Origin of the sequence: Arthrobacter sp. StoSoilA2, assembly GCF_019977195.1 — a bacterium.
In the GTDB taxonomy this organism is placed as follows: Bacteria; Actinomycetota; Actinomycetes; order Actinomycetales; family Micrococcaceae; genus Arthrobacter.
Genome location: NZ_AP024643.1, coordinates 2,622,815 through 2,642,727, shown reverse-complemented (window position 1 = coordinate 2,642,727; position 19,913 = coordinate 2,622,815). Strand labels below are relative to the sequence as shown.

The window sequence follows — 19,913 nt, the reverse complement described above, 5'->3', positions numbered from 1 at the left end:
TTATTTCAGCAGATTGGCGATCATAAAGCCAAGGGCCACGATCCCAAGCGTAAAGATGACCGCCCTCAAGACGCGTGGCGAAAGCTTGCGGCCAACCTTGGATCCGACCAGGCCGCCAATGGTTGAACTCACGCCGATCAGCAGGACCACGAGCCAGTTGATTCGATCGAAGGCGAAGATCAGGTAAGACACAGCAGCCACCATGTTGACGCCGAGCACCAGGATGTTCTTCATGGCATTGGCGTTCTGCATGGTCCCTGTGAGGAACACGCCCAGGATTCCTACAAGCAAAATCCCTTGGGCCGCTACGAAATAGCCGCCGTAAACGCCGGCGAGGTAAACAAGGACCACGAGGAGGACTCCGTGGCTCCGGTCCCTGAGGGCATGTTCCGGATTTTGTTCACGGTTTCGCACCGAGGCTTGGAGACGAGGCTGGAACATCACCATCAGCAGCGCCAGTACCAGCAGGACGGGGGCCACAAAGTGGAAGACTTTGTCCGGCAGATGAAGCAGCAGCCAAGCCCCCGTGATACCGCCCAGCAGAGAGGCCGGAAGCAGCTTCATCAACTGCCTGCCGCGGCCCGCGAGTTCGCGGCGATACCCCCAGGCTCCGGCGGCAGTGCCAGCCACCAGGCCCATGGCATTGCTCATGGAGGCAACCACCGGAGTCACGCCCAGCGCGATGAGCACAGGAAAAGTCACGAGGGTGCCGGAGCCGACCACCGCATTGATGGTGCCGGCCCACAAGCCCGCGAAAAAGATCAGGATGCTGCTAAGAATCTCCACCGTCGACTACTGGCCCGCCTGGCGGCGGGCGGTTGCCGTGTAACGGCCGGCGTTTTCCGTGACGTCCAGGGCCAGGCCGAAAGTGTTGCTCAGGTGCTCGTCCGTGAGTACGTCCTTAATGGCACCGGCTGCCACTACTCCACCTTCGCGCAGCAGCATGGCGTGGGTGAATCCCGGGGGAACTTCCTCAAGGTGGTGGGTCACCAGGACCATCGCCGGAGCTGCCTCGTCCTTGGCAAGTTCACCGAGTTTGTGCACGAGCTCTTCGCGCCCCCCAAGATCGAGTCCGGCGGCCGGTTCATCCAGGAGCAGGAGTTCGGGATCGGTCATGAGTGCGCGTGCGATCTGCACCCGCTTCCGCTCACCTTCGGAAAGCGTGGCAAACGTGCGGTTGAGCAGCGGTCCCATCCCCCAGTCATTCAGGAGGCCAAAGGCACGACGCTCGTCGTCGCGCTCGTATCCTTCACGCCAGCGGCCGGTGACGCCGTATGCCGCGGTCACTACGACGTTGAGGACGTTCTCGTGTTCCGGGATCTGGGTAGCCAGTGCGGCCGAGGAAAGGCCGATGCGGGGTCGCAGTTCAAAGACGTCAACCCGGCCCAGGGTTTCGTCAAGGATCCCTGCCCTTCCGCTGGTCGGGTGCATGCGGGCTGCAGCAATCTGGAGAAGCGTCGTTTTGCCTGCGCCGTTGGGGCCAAGAATGACCCAGCGTTCGCCTTCGTTGACCTGCCAGTCAACCTTGTCCAGCAGGGTCTTCTTGCCTCGGACAACGCTGACGGAAGCCAATTCCAGAACATCACTCATAGCAGTAGACACTAGGACAAAAATACAGATGACTGATAACCGGGCGTACGTGCTGGCTGCTGCGGAGAAACGAATTCGGGTGGAGGTAGCACGCTCAGTAGGATTGGGACCATGACTTCGAACTTGGCTGCGGTCAGCTATGGCGTGAATTTGTCCCCTGAATCGCTTGATAACGTGCGCAAAGTGCTGGCTGATGCCGGCGCCGAAGTGTCATCGGAATCACAATCGGGGGACCACCGCTTTGGTGTTCACACGGCCGGTCTTGCCGTTGATGCCATCACGCCCGAAGCCCTGACAAGTATTCGACGGCGGGTGGCTGAGGCCGCGGACGCCGGGGTGGATACTGCGATCGTTCCGGAGGACCTTCGCCAGGCTCCAAGGAAGCTCCTCATCATGGATGTGGATTCCACGCTGATCCAACAGGAAGTCATTGAGTTGCTTGCCGCTTATGCAGGCAAGCGCGACGAAGTTGCAGCCGTAACCGAAGCAGCCATGCGTGGGGAACTTGATTTCGCACAGAGCCTCTACGCCCGCGTTGAGGTCCTCGCAGGGCTGCCGGCCGCCGTCGTCGATTCTGTACGTGCGGAGGTGCGCCTCAGCCTTGGCGCAGCAGAACTGGTGGCTGCCTTCAAGGAAGCGGGCCACGCGGTGGCTGTGGTTTCCGGTGGCTTTAACCAGATCCTCGGGCCCATAGCCGAAGAACTCGGCTTGGATTACTGGATTGCCAACGAGCTGGAAATCGTCGATGGCGCTTTGACGGGCAGGGTGCTGGGCGACGTCATCGACCGCGCAGCGAAGGAGAAGTACCTGCGCAAGTGGGCAGCTGCCGAGGGAATCGACCTTCAGCACACCATCGCAGTGGGCGACGGCGCCAACGACCTCGACATGCTGGGAGCGGCCGGAATTGGCGTTGCCTTTAACGCCAAACCGGCCGTCCGTGCAGTGGCAGACGCCGTCATCAACATGCCCTACCTTGATGCGGTGCGGCACATCGCCAACGTCTGAACCCCCTAACTGTTGCTATCTTCCCTGCGGTTGCGGACAAACAGCAGTCCGGCACCAATGACCAGGAAAGCGCCGGCTCCATAAAGCAGACCGGTTCCCACTCCTCCCGTCAGAGGCAGCTCGAACCCGGCGTTGGACGGCATGTTCTTCACGCTCAGGTCAACGCCGACGGTTGTGGTTGTGGAGTTGATCAGGAAGGACAAAGGTTCGGCAAGCAGCTCGTAGCCTGCCGGCGCCGTGGTCTCCACCAGGTAGTAGGTGCGGTAGTCCAGGTCCCCAGGGGCAACGGCCGCACCGTTGGCCCAATCCGAGTAGCGCAACCCTGAAATGGTCAAGGTTCCATCGCCGCCAACGGTGAAGACATTCTGGCCGTCAATATCTACGGGGTTGGTGCCTGCGTTGGCATCAGCCTCATTGGTGTAGACCGAGAAAGAAGCGCCAGCCAGGGCGGCAGCATTCTCGTCTACCTTCTGCAACGTCATCCCGCCCCACTTGGTAACGACGGGCGGCGTTACTACCGGGCCGCCGGGCTGGCCGAGGGTGATGGTGAAGCTCGCAGCGTTCGGGTAGGCAAGTGCGACGTTTTCAATTTCACCTATGGTGTTGACCTTGGTGTTCACAACTATCTGCACACGGGTGTCGGTGCGGGCGGCCAGGAAGGCACGGCCGTCATCGGTGAAGACCACCGAGGCAGTGTTGGTTGTGGCATCGAAGCTCACAACATAATCGGCACCTTCCGCAAGTGCGGTCCCATCCTCCAGCAAGGCGGTGGCACCAACATACGTCAGTTTGGTGTCGAGCTGATCCACCACCTTATAACCGTCGATCACGGCCTCGTTGGGGATATCAGCGGTGATCGTCCAATCGACCTGATCGCCGAGCTTGACGTCGGGAGCATCAGTGACCGTCTTCTCCGCACCGGAGACGGAGTTCTTCGGGTACACGTCGACGTCGTAGATCCAGTTGTCAAGGTTATCCGGATCAGTTGTCGGCACCGAGATAAGGAACGGAGCCGATGGGGTGACACCGGCCGGATAGTTCGTCTCGGTCACTAGATACAGGCCTATGGGTAGGTCGGCAAAGACGGCAGTGCCGTCGGCAGCAGTGACCTGCGCCTGGCTGGCACCCAGGGTGTATCCAGCGCCAGTAATGGAACCGGAGGGGTCGGACGGCACAAAGACATTGCTAAGGTTGTGTGCCGCATCCCAGCCTGCATTGCTGGATAGGTCAATCGTATTGACCTGCTGGATCGTGAATTCAATACCAGGCAAGGGCGTCAGGCCCGTGGTGTCCGGAACGACGCGGGAAAAGTTATTGCCTCCTCCGCCGTGGCCGCTGCCATTGCCACCCCCGCCGTGGCCACCGCCGCCACTGCCACCAGGGATGGGCTTCTCGAACTTGTGAACGGTGATGGAACCGGTCTGGTCACTATTGATCACCGGGGCTGCCGAGGCTGGCGCGACGGAGAGTGACACAGACAGCACTGCCCCTGCCAAGGCGGCAGTGGCGGCTCGCCAATGTCGTGAGGCGCGTTGATTGATCACACTTTTCCCCTTCGATTGATGGTGCCCAGGACACTTGGCCGAGGGCCTCCACCATTCGAGTAGCGCTGGCACGGTGTTCATGTTGCGGATTCCACAACCTTTCAGCGAAACGATTTGCGCTTTCAGGACACTCATCAGATGTGGCGCTTGCCGGTTGGCGCACGTCGCCTTGCCGATCCGAAGGAGATGCGTTGCTGGAGCATGAAACCCTGTGCAAGTCTGTTGTTTCGGCTGACCCTGACGGTGTGCTGAGGAAGCACTTCACGTCCTGGTGTGCGCGGTTCAAGATCTTTCCAACAGAATCCGGCTTCGCCACCGAAACCGGCCACATCGTGTACCCGGCCCACGGGGTGGTCGAGGCAGATGGAACTGTCTGGCTGTCTACCTTGGCATCCTTTGATCATTCGGGGATCCGTGGGCACGTGGAGAACCATCCGGGTTTTCGGAGCATGCTCGCACATGCGTCGCGAACGCCTGACAGGGCACCTGACGGAATAGCCCTGTTGATTGGGCACACGCCCTATCAAGTGATCTTCCAGAACACGGTGGAGGCCGGTGGGGACCACATTATTAACGTTGCCTTCATTAATCGAACGGCGATGAACATAAACGCCCCTGAAACTCATGAACGTATTTCGTGACGCCAACTTCGGAATAATTTATGCGATCGTCACTAACTGGTTCACTTGTTGAGACAGTGCATTGTGTGTTCCCAATGTGTAAAGTTGGAAACTCCAAGACGGAGCCGTGATGCATTAGGCAGCCGGGGATCAATACCAGCAGGGGCAGAAAGTGAATCGTTCGCGGCACGCACGGAGATGGTGGAAACGTCAGGAAAAGTCTGTATCTGCTGGAGTGCTTGCCAATGAGGATGAATCACTTCCCAATGCGCCGGTGTACCAAGAGATCCGGACGGACTACTTCACACATATCGGTGATGATAAAAAAGAAAAGGAAGAACATAATATGAGCACGCTTGACGAATCCATAAAGCAGTTGCTGTCCATAGAGGGCGCAACGGGCGCGGCCGTCGTGGACTACTCCAGCGGAATGGCTTTGGCCCAGGGTGGAAACCCTGGCTTTGACCTGGGTGTGGCAGCTGCCGGCAACTCAAATGTTGTCAGTGCAAAACTCCGCACCATGGCGGACCTCCACGTGGACAGTGATATCGAAGATATCCTCATCACCCTCGGTTCGCAGTACCACCTGATTAACGTCCTGAACGCAGGCGGTTCCAAGGGCCTGTTTGTCTACTTGGTTCTGGATCGAACGTACGCAAACCTTGCGCTGGCGCGCCACAAGCTCAACAACCTGGCCAAGGGAATTACCGTCTGATCTTCCCCGGAACAGTGAAAGGGGCGGCCGCGCATTCGCGGTCGCCCCTTTCGGTTCGTGTCAGGAAGAAAGGGCCGTCAACTCTTCACCCGGCGGGCTTCCCCACTGCCGGAAGTGAATTTCTCGCCCAGCATATGGTGCACCAGGGCGTCTTCGTTGGTATTGGCATTGGCCTCAATGGCCACCATTTCGCCGTTGCGCATCACGCCAATCCGATGACACCAGCTGACCAGTTCCGACAAATCGGACGACAAGAGGATGATCGCAACCCCCGTGCGGCTGAGCTCCTGGAGCATCCTGTACACCGTCTCTTTGGCCCCAACATCTATACCGCGGCTGGGGTGGCTAAGAATCAACACATCGCAGTCACTGGTCATCCATTTGGCAAGCTGCACCTTCTGGCGATCGCCGCCCGAAAGAGTGGTGATGGCGCCATGAATGTTCGTCGTGTTGATGCGCATGCGGCGAACCAGTTCGATCACGCCACGAAGCTGGGTGATCTCATCCTGCAAATTCGCGCCGGCAGCATCGTCAGTACGCTGGAGGCCTTCAACGATTCCGCTTGCCGATTCCAGGGTGTCTGCGGTGTCTGACAAGTAACCGATCTTCAAACGCAGTGCATCCTGCAGCCCCTGGATCTGTACAGGTTTCCCTTGTATGAAAATCTGGCCCGAGGTACTCGGGTGGATACCTACCAGCGCTTCGAGCAATTGATAAATGCCTGAGCGATGTGTTCCGGCCAAACCGAAAATCTCACCCTTGGACACGCTGAAGGAAATATCGCGGATACTGTCTTCGACAGTGAGCTCCACCACCCGAATGGCCTCATCTCCGGGTGCCGGATCCGTGGGCCTGGAGTTGTTGGCCAGCTCGTGCTGAAGCAAGAGGAAGGCGAGCTCGTCGACGTCGGTCCGGCTGGCTTCCAGGATTTTGTGGACCCTGCCATCCCGCATGACGGCGATGCGGTGGGCTATGGACCGGACCTCATCAAGGCGGTGGGTGATGTAGATGATGGCACGTCCCTGCCCGACCAGCATCCGCAGGACTTGATGCAGGACGGCGACGTCATGATCCGGCAGCGACGCAGCAACCTCGTCCATGATCACGAGTTGGGCTTCCTCGGCAACCATTCTCAGAACTTCCACGAGGGTCTGCTCGGCACGAATCAAAGTGCCCACCTTCACGTCGGGATCCAAGGCGATTCCGATGTCCTGAATGAGTTTGATTGCTTGACCCCGGAGTTCATCATGGGATCGATTGGCTTGAAACGTTCCCCGGAAAATTGCCTCGGCTACGGTCAGGTCAGAGTCGAGCCGGAAGTTCTGCGGGATGAGCCCTACGCCGCAAGCCTGGGCTTCCTCCATCGAATCCGGTCCATATTTCTCGCCAGCCAGCGTGATGTGCCCGCCATCGTGCTTATGGGATCCGGCCAATACGCCCATGAGGGTGGTTTTGCCGGCGCCGTTGGTTCCGATTAATCCCAGGATCTCGCCGCGGTGGAGTGAAAGTCCAACACCTTTGAGGATGCGTCTTTGATCGTAGGACGCGTGAATATCATCAGCATGCAGTAACAGGTCCAAAGATGCTCCTAGTTCACAGTAGTGGGTTCGACCCTGGACACTGCCATAAAGTTCCTGCCTTGGCCTAATACAGTTTGCTTACCTTAGGGACGATGACGCCTTGGAGATTCAATCAGATCGATTCCTTAAATGCAAAAGCTCGAACTTGAAACAACTAATCGAATTTCGTGTCGCAGAAAGCTGAACAATTTATGAAATTGTCATCACCCACCTTTGGTTGCCATTTGAACGGTTAAACAGTTGTGGCCCGGACGCGTGTCCGGGCCACAGTAAATTTTGGCAGGATGCCTACTCGGCGGATTTGCCGAAGTAGTCTGCTCCACCCACGTATTCGGTGTGGCCGGATTCGACGTCGGCCGTCACCATCTTGGCGACCTCGGCCGCAAATTCTTCAACCGAATACAACTTGCCGGCTTCTGCACGGCGGGCTTCGATGGCGCCCGGGTTGGAGCGGTCAAGCAAGGTGGCCGTGACGGTGCCCTCGATCATGTCACCGGAAACAACCACCAGCGAGATGCCTTTGGCGGCGAGGTCGGGCAGGAGTGCACGCAGGGCGTCCTCGCCGGCCCGCTTGCTCTTTGCCACCGGCTCGTATTCAGGCATGGTGGGGACGGTCTCCACGAAATGCGCCTGGTGGCTGGTCACGAAGACGACGCGCGAACCTTCGCGCATGAGGGGAACAGCCGCATTGAGCATGTTGATCTGGGCATCGCGGTTGAGTTTGAGGGCGTAACCCTCCTCCATTCCGGACTCCATGCCTCCGGAAGCATTCAGGACCAGGACATCCAGCGAACCGAACTGTTCCATGGCGGTGCTGGCAAGAGCGTGTACGCCTTCATCGGTAGTGAGGTCTGCGCCGACAGCCGCAGCGCGGCCGCCCGCTGCCTGGATTTCAGCAACTACCTTGTTGGCGCGCGGTGCCTTCTGACGGTAGTTGACGACGACGGCGGCACCCTCACCCGCGAGGATCTTGGCGACTTCAGCACCGATACCACGGGAAGATCCCGTGACGATCGCGGTCTTGTTATCCAGCATTCCCATTCGTGCTCCTTTTGTTCACTTCAGCTAAAAATGTGCGGGCCTGGGTTCCATCATGCCAGTGGTGGGCTCAAACCCTTTTGTCGGGTCGCGACAAAAACTGGCTGATGGCCTCAGAGCGTGCCGCTTTAGTGGCCCATCCCGAGGCCGCCGTCAACCGGAATCACAGCGCCTGAAATGTAGGCGGCCTCATCGCTGGCTACCCAACGCACAACGTTGGCTACCTCGGAAGCCTCGGCGAAACGGCCCGCCGGCACGTTTGCCAGATACGACTTCTGGGTTTCCTCGGGTAGTTCTGCCGTCATGTCCGTAGTGATGAATCCGGGAGCCACCACGTTGGCCGTGATGCCCCGGCTGCCCAGTTCGCGGGTCAGCGAGCGTGCGATGCCCACCATGCCCGCCTTCGATGCGGAGTAGTTGATCTGGCCCGGAGCTCCATACAGGCCGGACACCGATGAGATGAGGACTACGCGGCCCTTGCGGAGCCGGATCATGCCCTTGGAAGCACGCTTAATGACGCGGAACGCTCCGGTGAGGTTCGTGTCCAGCACAGAGGTGAAGTCGTCCTCACTCATGCGCAGGAGCAGCGTGTCCTTGGTGATGCCAGCATTGGCAACCAGAACCTCCACGGGGCCGTGCGCTTCCTCTACTGTCTTGAAGGCGGCATCAATCGAGGCTTCGTCCGTGACGTCGGCTTTGACTCCCAGGATGCCTTCAGGCAGTTCTGATTCGCTTCGATAAGTCACTGCCACCTTGTCACCGTTTGCAAGGAAGGACTCGGCAATGGCCAGACCGATGCCCCTGTTGCCGCCGGTAATGAGGACGCTGCGGCCGGTGGATACTGCTTCAGACATACTTTCGCTCCAGGTTCTGCGGCATGGGTGTGCTGCGGTGAAGAGGGGATTTCCTGCCTCGATCTTATCGGGCACCTGCTCCAACCCGCGGGTAACCGGCCCGACCCGCGGTTTGGGCGGCTACCGCCTTGGTGAGAGAATTGAGTGAAGCCTTTGGAGCGTGATGATTCAGCTGTGACACGAGAAAACAGTCCCCTGCAGCAGGTGCCCGGGGATCCGGACGCTGTCTCCGGCGACCCCGAAGTCCACAGCATCACCGATGCCGCTGCTGCCCACTCGGAAGACATGCGGGAACGCATGATCAAGTACGCAGTGGCCATGGGTATTCGCATGGTCTGCATCATCCTGATCTTCGTGGTGGACGGCTGGTTCAAGATCATCGCCGTGGCCGGCGCCGTGTTCCTTCCCTGGATAGCCGTTGTCATCGCGAACGGTAGCGATAAAGCCGAGGACCACAGCGATTCCCTCCTGGATTATGTGGCAGCAGCGGAAATCGAGGGCTCGCCCCAGTCCACCGACGATGAATCGACAGACAACATCACTGTGCTCAAAGGCGAACTGGTAGACGACGAGCCAGCAGGTCAGCGAACAGAGCCTGACGCGACCCATACACCCAAGACCGGGAATGCCGGCAACGAACGGGCGGCTTCATGAACATCTTCAACCTTGGCGGCACCGGTTTGGGCAGCCAGGAGTCCGATCGCGCCACCGGCCCCGCCCTCTGCTCCCGTAAAGGGTGCCGGGAGGGCGCAGCCTGGCAACTCCTGTGGAACAACCCGCGCATCCACACCCCTGACCGGCGGAAGGTTTGGCTTTCGTGCGACGAGCACCGCGATTGGCTTGAGGACTACCTTCAAACCCGGGGCCTCTGGAAAGAGACCATCCCTTTCGAGGCAGATGACGCTGCCGTTGGCGAGGCCCGCTGAATGTATCGTTTCCTGTTCTCCAGCAAGTGGCTGGGTTACTTCGTTCTGGCCGTTATCTTCGCCACAGCATGCGTGTTCCTCGGCCGTTGGCAGATGGATCGGCGGGCGGAGACGCTGGCTGAGATCAACCGCGTAGTCAGCAATTACTCCGCGACGCCAGTCCCCTTCGCTGACATCAAAGACCAGTTCCACACCTTGGACCCCGAGCGCGAATGGACCCAGGTAGAGCTGCGGGGTAGCTATGACCTGAACGGCCAGCGCGTTGTACGAAACCGTCCATTGAATGGGCAGCCAGGTTACGACGTCGTGGTTCCTTTCCGCCTCAGCACCGGCGAAGCGGTGGTGATCGACCGCGGCTGGTTGCCAATTGGCAACAACACTCCCGGCCGTCCCGACGTCGTTCCGGCACCTCCCGTGGGTGAGGTCACCGTGGTTGCCCGCCTCAAGCCAACCGAACCGAAGCTGGACCGTGGTGCGGTGGACGGACAGCTGCCATCCATTGACCTGGCCAGCTTCGCAAGCGAACTCCCCTATCCCGTCGCGACGGGCGCCTATGGGCAGCTGGCCAGCGAGGACCCCGCAGTCCAGCCCATGCCAACGCCCTTCCCCAAACCAGCCACGGAAGAGGGCACGCACCTCTCATACTCCCTGCAGTGGTTTGCCTTCGGCGTCCTGATGTTCATCGGCTTCGGTTACGCAGCCCGACAGCAGGCGCGTAACGCTGCCATCGACGCGGAAGAGGACGAAGAAGGCGAGGACGAAGTCATTGCCGTCAGTAGCCCACCCAAACGTCGTGCGCCCGCAAACCGAAAGAACAAGCGCCCCACGTCAGAAGAAGAGGAAGACGCAATCCTGGATGCCCAAGGTTACTGAAGCTATTCCGGACCCGGTGCTCAACGTGAAGTCGGCCCTCACGGCGGCCGGCGTTGAGGACACCGTCCGGATCTTCACGGACAAGGTGCCCACGGCCGCAGCCGCCGCCTCTGTCCTTGGATGCGAGGTTGCAGCCATCACCAACAGCCTGATTTTCGACCTCGACGGCAAACCCCTGCTGATCCTCGCCAGCGGAGCCGCGAGAGTAGACACAGCACTGGTAGCCAAACTGCTGGGCACCGGAAAGATCCGCCGGGCGAAGCCTGATTTCGTGCTCAAACACACCGGCCAGGAGGTGGGGGGTGTCGCCCCGGTAGGTCACCCCAGCCACATCCGCACCATCCTGGATGTCTCGCTAAAGCAGCACCCCGTCCTATGGGCCGGCGCCGGAGACCATAATTCCATGTTCTCCATCACTTACGACCAGCTGCAAAGGATAACGAACGCCGAGGCGTTGCAGGTCCGCTAGCGCGCCGCGAAGCGGACGCAGAAGTGAACGGTCCCTATGCCAGCGTGATCAGGTCCAGGTAGTCCTCGTTCCAGTGGTCTTCGACACCGTCCGGGAGCAGCACCACACGCTCCGGACTCAGGGCCGCTACGGCGCCCTCATCGTGGCTGACCATGACGACAGCGCCACTGTAGTTCTTCAGTGCACCAAGGATTTCCGCGCGGCTGGCGGGGTCCAGGTTGTTGGTGGGCTCGTCGAGGAGCAGCACGTTGGCGCTGGAGGCCACGATGGTTGCAAGGGCTAGCCGGGTCTTCTCGCCACCGGACAAAACACCCGCCGGCTTTTCGACATCGTCACCCGAGAACAGGAACGAACCCAGAATGCCGCGGACTTCGGCGTCCTTCATGTCAGGTGCGGAGGAACGCATGTTTTCAAGGACGGTGCGATCGTGGTCCAGGGTTTCGTGTTCCTGGGCGTAGTAGCCCACCTTCAATCCGTGCCCCGGGATGATGTCGCCGGTATCCGGCTTGTCCACGCCCGCAAGCATTCGCAGGAGGGTGGTCTTGCCCGCACCGTTGAGGCCAAGGATCACCACTTTGGAACCGCGATCGATCGCCAGGTCCACGTCAGTGAAAATCTCCAGGGAGCCGTAGGACTTGCTGAGACCTTCGGCAGTCAGCGGGGTCTTGCCGCAGGGTGACGGATCCGGGAAGCGCAGGGCGGCGACGCGATCGTTTTCACGAACGGCTTCCAAACCGCCAAGGAGACGCTCAGCACGTTTTGCCATGTTCTGTGCTGCGACGGCTTTGGTTGCCTTGGCGCGCATCTTGTTGGCCTGGTCGATGAGGACCTGGGCCTTCTTTTCCGCATTGGCCCGTTCGCGCTTTCGGGCCCTTTCATCCGTTTCGCGCTGCTGGAGATAGCGCTTCCAGCCCATGTTGTAGTAGTCGATCTGGGCTCTGTTCGCGTCAAGGTGGTAGACCTTGTTGACCGTGGCCTCCAACAATTCAACATCGTGGCTGATCACGATCAACCCACCCTGGTGGTCCTTGAGGAAGTCGCGCAGCCAGGTGATGGAGTCGGCGTCGAGGTGGTTGGTTGGTTCGTCAAGGAGCAGGGTTTCTGCCGAGGAATAGAGAATACGGGCGAGTTCCACGCGACGGCGCTGACCACCGGAGAGGGTCTTCAGCGGCTGGTTAAGGATGCGTTCCGGGAGCGCAAGGTTGGAGGAGATCGCGGCTGCCTCAGCTTCAGCGGCGTATCCGCCGCCAGCCAGGAACTCAGCTTCCAAGCGATCGTAGCGGTTCATGGCCTTGCGCTGGATGGCGTCATCCTCGCTGGCCATCTCAGCCTGCGCCTTCTTCAGTTTCCCCACCACCACGTCCAAGCCACGTGCAGAAAGGATGCGATCACGTGCGAGCTGTTCCATGTCCGGGGTGCGGGGATCCTGCGGCAGATAGCCGATCTCACCGCTCCGGGTCACTTTGCCGCCCGCCGGGAGGCCTTCGCCCGCGAGGACGCGGGTCAAAGTGGTCTTGCCGGCGCCGTTGCGTCCAACAAGGCCGATTTTGTCGCCTTTGTCCACCCTGAAGTTGACCTTGTCCATGAGCAGGCGTGCGCCGGCGCGGAGTTCGAGTTCCTGGACGGTAATCAATTCGGGTGATGCCTTTCAATGGGGAACGCCTGCGTGACCGGTTGGCCCGGTAGTGCGGCGGGGACGGCTGTGAGAACAGCCTGTTCAAGTCTACCGGCACCATGCCCTCCCCCGGACCTCACATTGTCCGCTCGGCACGTTGTGCCATCTCGTACAGAATTTAGACCCACGGTTGTGGAGAGGCTCCAAAAAAGGCCGTTCCCAAGCTCCGTATCCTCACTGTTGGGGGAAATAAACGTCAACCTCGCACCCACAGCATTTCCTGATAGGACCCGTCATGAGCCAAACCACCTCCGCCTCTGTGGAACGCAACTCTTCGCGTAAGCGATGGACCGCCACAGACCTCGGCCTCATTGCCGTCTTCGCAGCCCTTGTGGCCGCATCCGCGATCGTTCCCGGCATTCCGGTTGGCGCCCTTGGCGTGCCGATCACCCTGGTGACCCTCACTGTGATGCTGAGCGGCCTGGTGCTTGGCCCCGGGCGGGGATTCGCCGCCGTCGGGCTTTATGTCCTCCTTGGGCTCGCCGGGCTGCCGATCTTCAGCGGCGGCCGCAGCGGACTGGGCATCCTCGCTACAGCTTCGGCAGGCTACATCATTGCCTTCCCCCTCGCGGCGGCCGCCACGGGCTATCTGGCCGCGCTGATTATCCGTAAGACGGTGCGGAACCGCTCCCTGCTCCTGTTTGCTGCAGCTATGGTCAGCAGCATCGTCCTCATCCACGGCCTGGGCGTCCTGGGCATGATGGTCAACGGCAAACTGGACTTCACCAAAGCCTTCATTGCCGATCTGGCGTTCTACCCCGGGGACATCCTCAAGAATGTCCTTGCAGTGATCATTGCTGTGGCTATTCACAAAGCCTTCCCGGATGTCCTGGTCCGCAGGGTCAAATAGCCTGCGGCACGCAAAGTCGGAAACAATACCTCTATGAACTCCATCAGCTTCAGCAGGGTCTCGGTTCGTGTCGCCATTGACGGCTCCAGCACGTCCAAGACCCTGCTGGAGGATGTTTCCTTGAGCCTTACAGAGCGGCGCATCGGCGTCATCGGGGCCAACGGTTCCGGAAAGTCCACACTGTTGCGGCTGGTGAACGGCCTGGTGGAGCCCAGCGACGGAACTATTGAAGTCCACGGCGATGACACAGTCAAAGCTGTACGCAGGGTTCGTGCGAACGTCGGCTTCGTCTTCACTGATCCCTTGTCGCAATTGGTCATGCCTACCGGGCGGGAAGACGTTGAACTCTCGCTCCGCCGGACCATCAAGAACACGCGTGAACGGGCCACACGTGCCGAGGCGGTTCTTGACCGGTTTGGCCTGCTGCCCCTGGCAGACCAGAGCATTTATGAGCTTTCCGGTGGCGAGCGTCAGTTGCTGGCCCTGGCTGCGGTCCTCGCCGTCGACCCCAAAGTGCTGGTCCTCGATGAGCCCTCCACCTTGCTTGATCTGCGTAACCGCGAACTCCTTCGCCGCACGGTGGCGGGCTTGGACCAGCAAGTGATGATGTCCACGCACGACCTCGACCTCGCCCTGGATATGGACCGCGTCCTGGTGGTGGACTCAGGGCGCATCATCTTCGACGGCGGGCCGGCCGAAGGCGTCGCACGGTACCGGGAGCTGTGCGCAACTGCGCTCGACGAGGTCCCGGGCTTTGGCGAACGTCCGGGGAGAGCCCAGTCATGAGGGGCCAGCTATGAGGGGCCATGGCTTCCTGATCGCAAACTATGTGCCGGGAAACTCGCTCATCCACCGCACTCCGCTGTGGCTGAAGTTCCTGGTAGTGGCAGCATGCGGAACGGCGTCCTTCCTGATCGTCGACTGGGCGGTGTCGCTGATGGTCTTCGCCCTGATGTGCGGCTTGTTCCTGCTCAGCGGGGCCGGTTTGCGCCGACTGATGCGTGCCATATCGACGATTACGCCCATCCTTGTGGTGATCGGCTTGTTTCAATGGTGGCAATTGGGTGCCCCTACGGCTGCACGCATCGTCCTGAACGTCCTGGTGTGCGTCGTCGCAGCCTCGGTTCTAACTGCCACCACACCCGTGCAGGACCTCTTGGACGGCGTTGTCTCCCTCGCCAAACCGTTCCAGCGCTTCGGTGCCGATCCCGAGCGTTTCGCGCTGACCATCGCCGTGATGCTCAGGAGCATCCCGTTCATCGCGGGAGCCTTTTCGGACGTCAGGGATGCGGCCCGCGCCCGCGGACTTGAACGCAATCCAAGGGCACTGATACTCCCCGTCTTTATCTCGACGGTCGCTTATGCGCGGCAAACCGGCGACGCTTTGGCCGCCCGGGGACTCGGGGAACCGAACGAACCCAACTAGGTCGCAGCTGAGCGCGTTTTGACGGCTCTAAACGCGCTCTAATGCGACTCCGTTGGGTCAGAGCCGGGCGTAACGCAGGAGGGCCGCCGTGCCCATGCCCCCCGCAATGCTGATCATCGCCAAGGCCAACGGTGCGGGTCCGGAGTTTTCGGACAGGCTGCGCGCCTGGGTGAACAGGCGCGTGACCAAAACAGCCCCCGAAGCGCCGTAGCCGTGGCCAAGCGCCAGCGCTCCGCCCTCCGCATTGGCCTTCCCAGGATCGATGCCCAGATGAACAAGGCAAGCGATGGCCTGGGAAGCAAAAGCTTCATTGAATTCGATGAGGTCAACGTCAGTGGCAGCCACGCCGTGCTGAGCCAACAACCGTTCCGCAGCATGCGCGGCCCCGATGCCGAGCAACTCCGGATGCACCCCAGTCGTTTCACAACCCAAAACCAGCAAGCCGGCAACCGCGCCCATCTCCCGGGCACGCTTCAGGGACGTGATAACGACGGCGGCAGCCGCGTCGGCATCGAAACACGAGTTGGCTGCCGTGACAGTTCCGTCAGGGACGAAAACTGCCGGGAACCGAGACATCAGCGAAGCGCGCAACGAACGCTTGGGGCCGTCGTCGGCCTCGACGAGCGTCCCGCCATTTTCCAGCGGCACGATTTCGCGTGCGAGCTTGCCCGCTGCAACAGCCTCAAGTGCCCGCCGATGGCTGCGGAGTGCGTACTCATCCTGCCGCTCACGACTGATACCAAACGTGCGCGCCACATTTTCCGCAGCAACACCCATGTCGGGGTCACCAAACCCGGGTGGCACAAAGGTGGCCCGCGAGTAAAAATCCAGGCCGCCGTCGTCGGTCCTGTTGGCCCGCGCTGGAGCGGTACTGATGCTTTCCACCCCGCCGGCCACATACAGCGGATCTCCACCGGCGCCAACCAGACGCGCAGCAAGTGCAATAGCATCCAAGCCGGAACCACACTGCCGATCAACCGTGAGCCCGGGCACGGTGATGGGCAGGCCGGCCTGCAGCGCAGCGAATCGCGCCACGTTTCCACCACCACCAACAGCATTGCCCACGATGACGTCGTTCACCCCTGCCGGATCAATGCCTGCCGACTTGACGAGGGAACGGATGACCGGTGCCAGGAGGTCCGGCGCCCGGAAACGCTTCAGCTGCCCGTTGGCACGGCAGATTGGAGTCCGCAACGCCGCGATGATGACCGGCTGGCGGGACTCGTCCACCTCCTGCATTGAAGGGCCGCTACCCAAGGGGACGCACCCGGGCATCATGGTTTTTGATCCAGTCGAGTAGCACTATCCGGCTGACCTTACCGCGATCCGTGATGGGTAACTCGGACAGGACGTAGTACTGCAACGGCCATTTGTCCCGTGCGAGAAGGCCATCAAGGCCGGTGCGGAGCTGCGTCGCCGTGACGGCACCGTAGGCGGGAACGACGCCGGCAATCACCTTTTGACCGCGGACGTCATCCGGAGCGCCGGCTGCTACCGCAACTTCGATGCCCGGAACGGAGGCGAGGGCGAGTTCGACCTCGTGCGGATACACGTTCTTCCCCGCAGTGATGATCATGTCCGAACGACGTCCCAGAATGTGCAGGGTCCCGTCGGCGAGATAGCCTTGGTCCCCTACGGTGTACCAGCCGTCCAAGCAGCGGAGGGCCTGGCCGTCGTCACCCCAGAGGTAGCCGTTGCTGACCATCCCACTGCGGACGCTGATGTTGCCGTGCTCCCCGTCCGGAAGGTTCCGGCCGGTGTCGTCCAGGATCCGCAATTCCACGCCAGGAAAAGGCCGGCCAATCCCCGTACCCCCGACGTCAAGGGGTTCCCCCGCAGCCAATCGTGTGCCGGAAACGAAGCTCAATTCGGAGGCCCCGTAGTATTCAAAGATGGCAGCATGCGGGGCCCAGCGGCGCGCCGCTTCCAACGTACGGCCATCGAGCTTGGAACCCGCGCAGACAATGCTGCGGATGCCCGAAGCATCCACGTCTCCCGCCAGGCCCCGTTCACTCAGCAAACGAAGCATAGTGGGCGTAAGAACCAGCCTTGTGATGTTGTCATGGCTGATCGAAGCGTGGGCGTCACCCACGTCGAAGGACTCCAGCGTGTGGAATGCGGAGCCCGCGTAAAGGCACTCGGACAGGGCGTAGAGGTTCAAGCTGGAGGAGAGCGGACCTGCTGCCAGGGTCCGGTCGTCCTGCGAGAGCCCAAAGAACTCGATCGACGCCTCGAAGGAAACCTGCCAGGAACGGCGGGATCGCGTGAACGCCTTCGGCACCGAAGTGGTGCCGGAAGTAAGCCCAATCAGGAACGTCGTGGAGGGATCGCCGTCGATGAGTTCGACGCCGGATGCGACGGAAGAGTCGACGATCCGGGACGTCACTTCCTCCACCATTGCTGCGGGCCACTGTGGGTCCAGCACGGCACAGCGGCGCTCCCCCGCCACCGCCGCCGCGAACTTGGCGATGAAGTCAGTGGAGTTGGGCTCGGCAAGCACCGTAGTGGCCATCGCATGGCCAAGCAGGCCCGCCGCGGCGTCGCGGAGCTCGGCCCAGTTGAGCCGGCTGCGCCCCACAACGACGGCGGTGTCGTGGGGACGCTCATCGGCCCAGAGCTGAATTTTGTCCAGGAAAGGCATCCCCGCAATTTTACGGCAGTGTTCTCCCTACGGCACCAACGGTGACGTCTATTCTGACTGTATGAGTTTCAATGACGGTGCGCAGCTTGACCCATCCCAGGTAGAAGACCGACGCGGCGGAGGCATGGGCCGTGGGACGAAGATAGGTGGCGGGATTGGTGGTGGCATCGTCGTGCTGCTTCTGGCCCTCTTCGGAATCAACCCCAACATCCTTGGCGACCTGACAGGCGGCGGAACGCAGCCGCCCGCCGTGGAAGGCGGGAGCGGCGGTGTGCAGGAGTGCCAGACGGGCGCTGACGCGGACAAACGACTCGACTGCCGGATCACAGGCACGGTCAACAGCCTTAATGCCTTCTGGCCGGAGTACCTCGCCCAATACAACGTGCAGTACTCCCGACCCGGAACGGTCATCTTCGACCAGGGAACCAATACGGGATGTGGCCCTGCCACCACGGCTGTAGGACCCTTCTATTGCCCGGCGGACACCAAGGCATACTTCGACCCCGGGTTCTTTGATGAGCTTGTGACCCGCTTCGGTTCATCAGGGGGACCACTGGCGCAGGAGTATGTGGTGGCCCACGAATTCGGCCACCACATCCAAAACATCCTGGGCAACCTGGACCGGGCACAACAGGATCCCCAAGGACCACAATCCGGTGCAGTCCGTGTCGAACTGCAGGCGGACTGCTACGCCGGACTATGGGTTCGCCACGCCACCACCCAGAAGGACCCTGCAACGGGCAAGCCGTTCCTTGACCCCCTCACCGAGCAGGACCTGCAGGACGCGCTGTCCGCCGCGTCCGCCGTCGGCGATGACCGCATCCAGGAAGCCGCAACCGGACGGGTCTCGCCGGAGTCCTGGACCCACGGCTCAAGCGAACAGCGGCAGAAGTGGTTCTACCAGGGGTACGCCACAGGCGACATCAACAAATGCGACACCTTTGGTGTTGCAGCACCGTAATACGCCCCAAGCCAGGCACACGGACAAGCGAACCGGCCCGGACTTCCGAGGGAAGCTCCGGGCCGGACGCTGTCGGTTAGTTGCAGGTCACGTCAACACGGTATGTGTAGTCGCCCTGCGTATGATCAGCAACGGTGACAGCCACCGTGGCACTGCTTCCCTTGATTTTGGCCAAGGATCCGTCAGGACCTTGCACCGAGCCAAGAGCACAGCCGGGCTGACTTGAAACCTTGATGGAATGAGTGCCCTGTTCCGTGGCTTCAAAGTGAGCCTCGTGGTACGCCAAAAGGCTCGGATTCCACTCGGAGAACTTGATGTTGTGGGCGCCATTCGTGTCCGTCCACTCAGCTCCATAGCCATCCAAGGCTGCGCCGTTCTTAAAGAAGCGGACATCTATCTCAACGATCAGCGGGTTACGGACTTTGAAGTTGTCCACCTTGCTGTAGCGGGGCACGAAGCAGTTCTTGTTGCCGGGTGCCGTGCAATCGTACTTGTCCACCGGGGTTACCCACACCTTGTAGACGCCGCCGTTGTTCGGGGTGTCGGCGTAAGGGAACAATTGGACAGTGGCGCCGCCATCTTCTCCATCCGCGCCCGTCGAGTGTTCACAGCCACCGGCCGGAACTACGTCCTCGATCACCCCGGAACTATTGACAGTGAACTCCCTACAGTTGATTGCATCCGTGGACAGCAGGGTCTTGCCCGACGGATCAGTGACTTGGAAGTAATAGTCACCCGCCGGGAGTCCGGCGGCATCGTCCGGGGCGTTGATGCCGGGACCGCCATTGAGGTAGACGTCCTCCTTGGCGTCATAAATGTTCAGGTTCACCGGGACACCGGAACCGTCAGTCGTGAAAATTGCTCCAGAGAGTTGACTTCCGCCAGGCGGTGCAGCCGACGCGGCTGGCGCCAGGAGTCCGGCCGCGGCAAGGGCGACAGCACTTGGTAGGGCGAACTTTGCTTTCATGGGGAGTGCCTCTATTCAGTGTGTAGTTATAGCTGCACCGAATACGCAACCGTGCGGCCACTCCCCAGCCAGTAGACACCTCCAACCTCCCGGATAAAGGAAGGCACAGAGGGTTGGTGTTGCGCCTCGGATGGCCGCATCCTACTCCTTCCCGCGTTGGGGAGAAAGGTCGCGCTGCA

Annotated in this window: 21 protein-coding genes; 11 read left to right on the top strand and 10 right to left on the bottom strand. The window is 60.8% G+C overall.

Going from position 1 to position 19,913, the window contains the following annotated elements:
* Positions 1-786, bottom strand: coding sequence for a sulfite exporter TauE/SafE family protein (locus tag LDN82_RS11955; RefSeq protein WP_224090293.1), 786 nt, complete (start codon positions 784-786; stop codon positions 1-3).
* A gap of 6 nt (positions 787-792) precedes the next feature.
* The gene (locus tag LDN82_RS11950; protein WP_224090283.1) at positions 793-1,590 is read right to left on the bottom strand and encodes an ABC transporter ATP-binding protein; all 798 of its coding nucleotides are present in this window, start codon (positions 1,588-1,590) and stop codon (positions 793-795) included.
* 111 nt (positions 1,591-1,701) lie between these two features.
* On the opposite strand from LDN82_RS11950, the gene serB reads away from it, so the two are divergent.
* Positions 1,702-2,595, top strand: a complete 894-nt coding sequence (gene serB, locus LDN82_RS11945) for a phosphoserine phosphatase SerB (protein WP_224164381.1) — start codon at positions 1,702-1,704, stop codon at positions 2,593-2,595.
* A 5-nt stretch (positions 2,596-2,600) separates the two neighbouring features.
* Here serB and LDN82_RS11940 read toward each other — a convergent pair whose 3' ends face one another.
* A complete protein-coding gene (locus tag LDN82_RS11940; RefSeq protein WP_224164380.1) occupies positions 2,601-4,139 on the bottom strand; it encodes a SpaH/EbpB family LPXTG-anchored major pilin in 1,539 nt (512 codons plus the stop codon).
* 191 nt (positions 4,140-4,330) lie between these two features.
* On the opposite strand from LDN82_RS11940, the gene LDN82_RS11935 reads away from it, so the two are divergent.
* On the top strand, positions 4,331-4,780 hold the full coding sequence (locus LDN82_RS11935; RefSeq protein ID WP_224164379.1) for a hypothetical protein: 450 nt from the start codon (positions 4,331-4,333) through the stop codon (positions 4,778-4,780).
* Positions 4,781-5,105: 325 nt separating this feature from the next.
* Complete coding sequence (locus LDN82_RS11930; protein WP_224090277.1) at positions 5,106-5,474, top strand: hypothetical protein; 369 nt, start codon at positions 5,106-5,108, stop codon at positions 5,472-5,474.
* Positions 5,475-5,551: 77 nt separating this feature from the next.
* On the opposite strand, the gene LDN82_RS11925 is transcribed toward LDN82_RS11930, so the two are convergent.
* The 3 genes from LDN82_RS11925 to LDN82_RS11915 all read right to left on the bottom strand — a co-directional run bounded on the left by LDN82_RS11925 (position 5,552) and on the right by LDN82_RS11915 (position 8,946).
* Complete coding sequence (locus tag LDN82_RS11925) at positions 5,552-7,054, bottom strand: sugar ABC transporter ATP-binding protein (RefSeq protein WP_224164378.1); 1,503 nt, start codon at positions 7,052-7,054, stop codon at positions 5,552-5,554.
* 288 nt (positions 7,055-7,342) lie between these two features.
* Positions 7,343-8,095, bottom strand: a complete 753-nt coding sequence (locus LDN82_RS11920) for an SDR family oxidoreductase (protein WP_224164377.1) — start codon at positions 8,093-8,095, stop codon at positions 7,343-7,345.
* A gap of 125 nt (positions 8,096-8,220) precedes the next feature.
* Complete coding sequence (locus tag LDN82_RS11915) at positions 8,221-8,946, bottom strand: beta-ketoacyl-ACP reductase (protein WP_224164376.1); 726 nt, start codon at positions 8,944-8,946, stop codon at positions 8,221-8,223.
* Positions 8,947-9,099: 153 nt separating this feature from the next.
* Between LDN82_RS11915 and LDN82_RS11910 the strand changes: the two genes are divergently transcribed.
* The 4 genes from LDN82_RS11910 to LDN82_RS11895 are packed head-to-tail and all read left to right on the top strand — an operon-like array spanning position 9,100 to position 11,214.
* Positions 9,100-9,600: a DUF3099 domain-containing protein gene (locus LDN82_RS11910; protein ID WP_224167527.1), complete on the top strand. Its 501-nt coding sequence runs from the start codon at positions 9,100-9,102 to the stop codon at positions 9,598-9,600.
* A complete protein-coding gene (locus LDN82_RS11905) occupies positions 9,597-9,872 on the top strand; it encodes a hypothetical protein (protein ID WP_224090264.1) in 276 nt (91 codons plus the stop codon). Before LDN82_RS11910 ends, LDN82_RS11905 begins: the two co-directional genes overlap by 4 nt.
* A complete protein-coding gene (locus LDN82_RS11900) occupies positions 9,873-10,745 on the top strand; it encodes an SURF1 family protein (protein WP_224164375.1) in 873 nt (290 codons plus the stop codon).
* Entirely contained in the window at positions 10,729-11,214 is a 486-nt protein-coding gene (locus LDN82_RS11895; RefSeq protein ID WP_224164374.1) for a YbaK/EbsC family protein, read from the top strand. Before LDN82_RS11900 ends, LDN82_RS11895 begins: the two co-directional genes overlap by 17 nt.
* A gap of 34 nt (positions 11,215-11,248) precedes the next feature.
* On the opposite strand, the gene LDN82_RS11890 is transcribed toward LDN82_RS11895, so the two are convergent.
* Positions 11,249-12,847 carry an ABC-F family ATP-binding cassette domain-containing protein gene (locus tag LDN82_RS11890; RefSeq protein WP_224164373.1) on the bottom strand — a complete coding sequence of 533 codons (1,599 nt, stop codon included), beginning with the start codon at positions 12,845-12,847 and terminating at the stop codon, positions 11,249-11,251.
* 277 nt (positions 12,848-13,124) lie between these two features.
* On the opposite strand from LDN82_RS11890, the gene LDN82_RS11885 reads away from it, so the two are divergent.
* The 3 genes from LDN82_RS11885 to LDN82_RS11875 are packed head-to-tail and all read left to right on the top strand — an operon-like array spanning position 13,125 to position 15,165.
* Entirely contained in the window at positions 13,125-13,739 is a 615-nt protein-coding gene (locus LDN82_RS11885; RefSeq protein ID WP_223946046.1) for a biotin transporter BioY, read from the top strand.
* A gap of 33 nt (positions 13,740-13,772) precedes the next feature.
* The gene (locus tag LDN82_RS11880; RefSeq protein ID WP_224164372.1) at positions 13,773-14,525 is read left to right on the top strand and encodes an ABC transporter ATP-binding protein; all 753 of its coding nucleotides are present in this window, start codon (positions 13,773-13,775) and stop codon (positions 14,523-14,525) included.
* 10 nt (positions 14,526-14,535) lie between these two features.
* Complete coding sequence (locus LDN82_RS11875; RefSeq protein ID WP_224164371.1) at positions 14,536-15,165, top strand: energy-coupling factor transporter transmembrane protein EcfT; 630 nt, start codon at positions 14,536-14,538, stop codon at positions 15,163-15,165.
* A 57-nt stretch (positions 15,166-15,222) separates the two neighbouring features.
* On the opposite strand, the gene LDN82_RS11870 is transcribed toward LDN82_RS11875, so the two are convergent.
* Both LDN82_RS11870 and LDN82_RS11865 read right to left on the bottom strand, forming a co-directional pair.
* Positions 15,223-16,404 carry a thiolase family protein gene (locus LDN82_RS11870; protein WP_224164370.1) on the bottom strand — a complete coding sequence of 394 codons (1,182 nt, stop codon included), beginning with the start codon at positions 16,402-16,404 and terminating at the stop codon, positions 15,223-15,225.
* 10 nt (positions 16,405-16,414) lie between these two features.
* Complete coding sequence (locus tag LDN82_RS11865) at positions 16,415-17,806, bottom strand: AMP-binding protein (RefSeq protein ID WP_224164369.1); 1,392 nt, start codon at positions 17,804-17,806, stop codon at positions 16,415-16,417.
* A 61-nt stretch (positions 17,807-17,867) separates the two neighbouring features.
* Here LDN82_RS11865 and LDN82_RS11860 point away from each other — a divergent pair, with 61 nt between their 5' ends.
* Entirely contained in the window at positions 17,868-18,767 is a 900-nt protein-coding gene (locus tag LDN82_RS11860) for a neutral zinc metallopeptidase (RefSeq protein ID WP_224090248.1), read from the top strand.
* A gap of 76 nt (positions 18,768-18,843) precedes the next feature.
* Here the strand turns inward: LDN82_RS11860 and LDN82_RS11855 are convergent, their stop codons facing one another.
* Positions 18,844-19,734, bottom strand: coding sequence for a hypothetical protein (locus tag LDN82_RS11855; protein ID WP_224164368.1), 891 nt, complete (start codon positions 19,732-19,734; stop codon positions 18,844-18,846).
* Between the last annotated feature and the right edge of the window lie 179 nt (positions 19,735-19,913).

Excerpts from the sequence above, each read along its gene's own strand:
- LDN82_RS11950 (WP_224090283.1), bottom strand. The coding sequence starts at position 1,590 with ATGAGTGATGTTCTGGAATTGGCTTCCGTCAGCGTTGTCCGAGGCAAG.
- serB (WP_224164381.1), top strand. The coding sequence starts at position 1,702 with ATGACTTCGAACTTGGCTGCGGTCAGCTATGGCGTGAATTTGTCCCCT.
- LDN82_RS11930 (WP_224090277.1), top strand. The coding sequence starts at position 5,106 with ATGAGCACGCTTGACGAATCCATAAAGCAGTTGCTGTCCATAGAGGGC.
- LDN82_RS11920 (WP_224164377.1), bottom strand. The coding sequence starts at position 8,095 with ATGGGAATGCTGGATAACAAGACCGCGATCGTCACGGGATCTTCCCGT.
- LDN82_RS11915 (WP_224164376.1), bottom strand. The coding sequence starts at position 8,946 with ATGTCTGAAGCAGTATCCACCGGCCGCAGCGTCCTCATTACCGGCGGC.
- LDN82_RS11905 (WP_224090264.1), top strand. The coding sequence starts at position 9,597 with ATGAACATCTTCAACCTTGGCGGCACCGGTTTGGGCAGCCAGGAGTCC.
- LDN82_RS11900 (WP_224164375.1), top strand. The coding sequence starts at position 9,873 with ATGTATCGTTTCCTGTTCTCCAGCAAGTGGCTGGGTTACTTCGTTCTG.
- LDN82_RS11895 (WP_224164374.1), top strand. The coding sequence starts at position 10,729 with ATGCCCAAGGTTACTGAAGCTATTCCGGACCCGGTGCTCAACGTGAAG.
- LDN82_RS11885 (WP_223946046.1), top strand. The coding sequence starts at position 13,125 with ATGAGCCAAACCACCTCCGCCTCTGTGGAACGCAACTCTTCGCGTAAG.
- LDN82_RS11880 (WP_224164372.1), top strand. The coding sequence starts at position 13,773 with ATGAACTCCATCAGCTTCAGCAGGGTCTCGGTTCGTGTCGCCATTGAC.
- LDN82_RS11875 (WP_224164371.1), top strand. The coding sequence starts at position 14,536 with ATGAGGGGCCATGGCTTCCTGATCGCAAACTATGTGCCGGGAAACTCG.
- LDN82_RS11870 (WP_224164370.1), bottom strand. The coding sequence starts at position 16,404 with ATGCAGGAGGTGGACGAGTCCCGCCAGCCGGTCATCATCGCGGCGTTG.
- LDN82_RS11865 (WP_224164369.1), bottom strand. The coding sequence starts at position 17,806 with ATGCCTTTCCTGGACAAAATTCAGCTCTGGGCCGATGAGCGTCCCCAC.
- LDN82_RS11860 (WP_224090248.1), top strand. The coding sequence starts at position 17,868 with ATGAGTTTCAATGACGGTGCGCAGCTTGACCCATCCCAGGTAGAAGAC.
- LDN82_RS11855 (WP_224164368.1), bottom strand. The coding sequence starts at position 19,734 with ATGAAAGCAAAGTTCGCCCTACCAAGTGCTGTCGCCCTTGCCGCGGCC.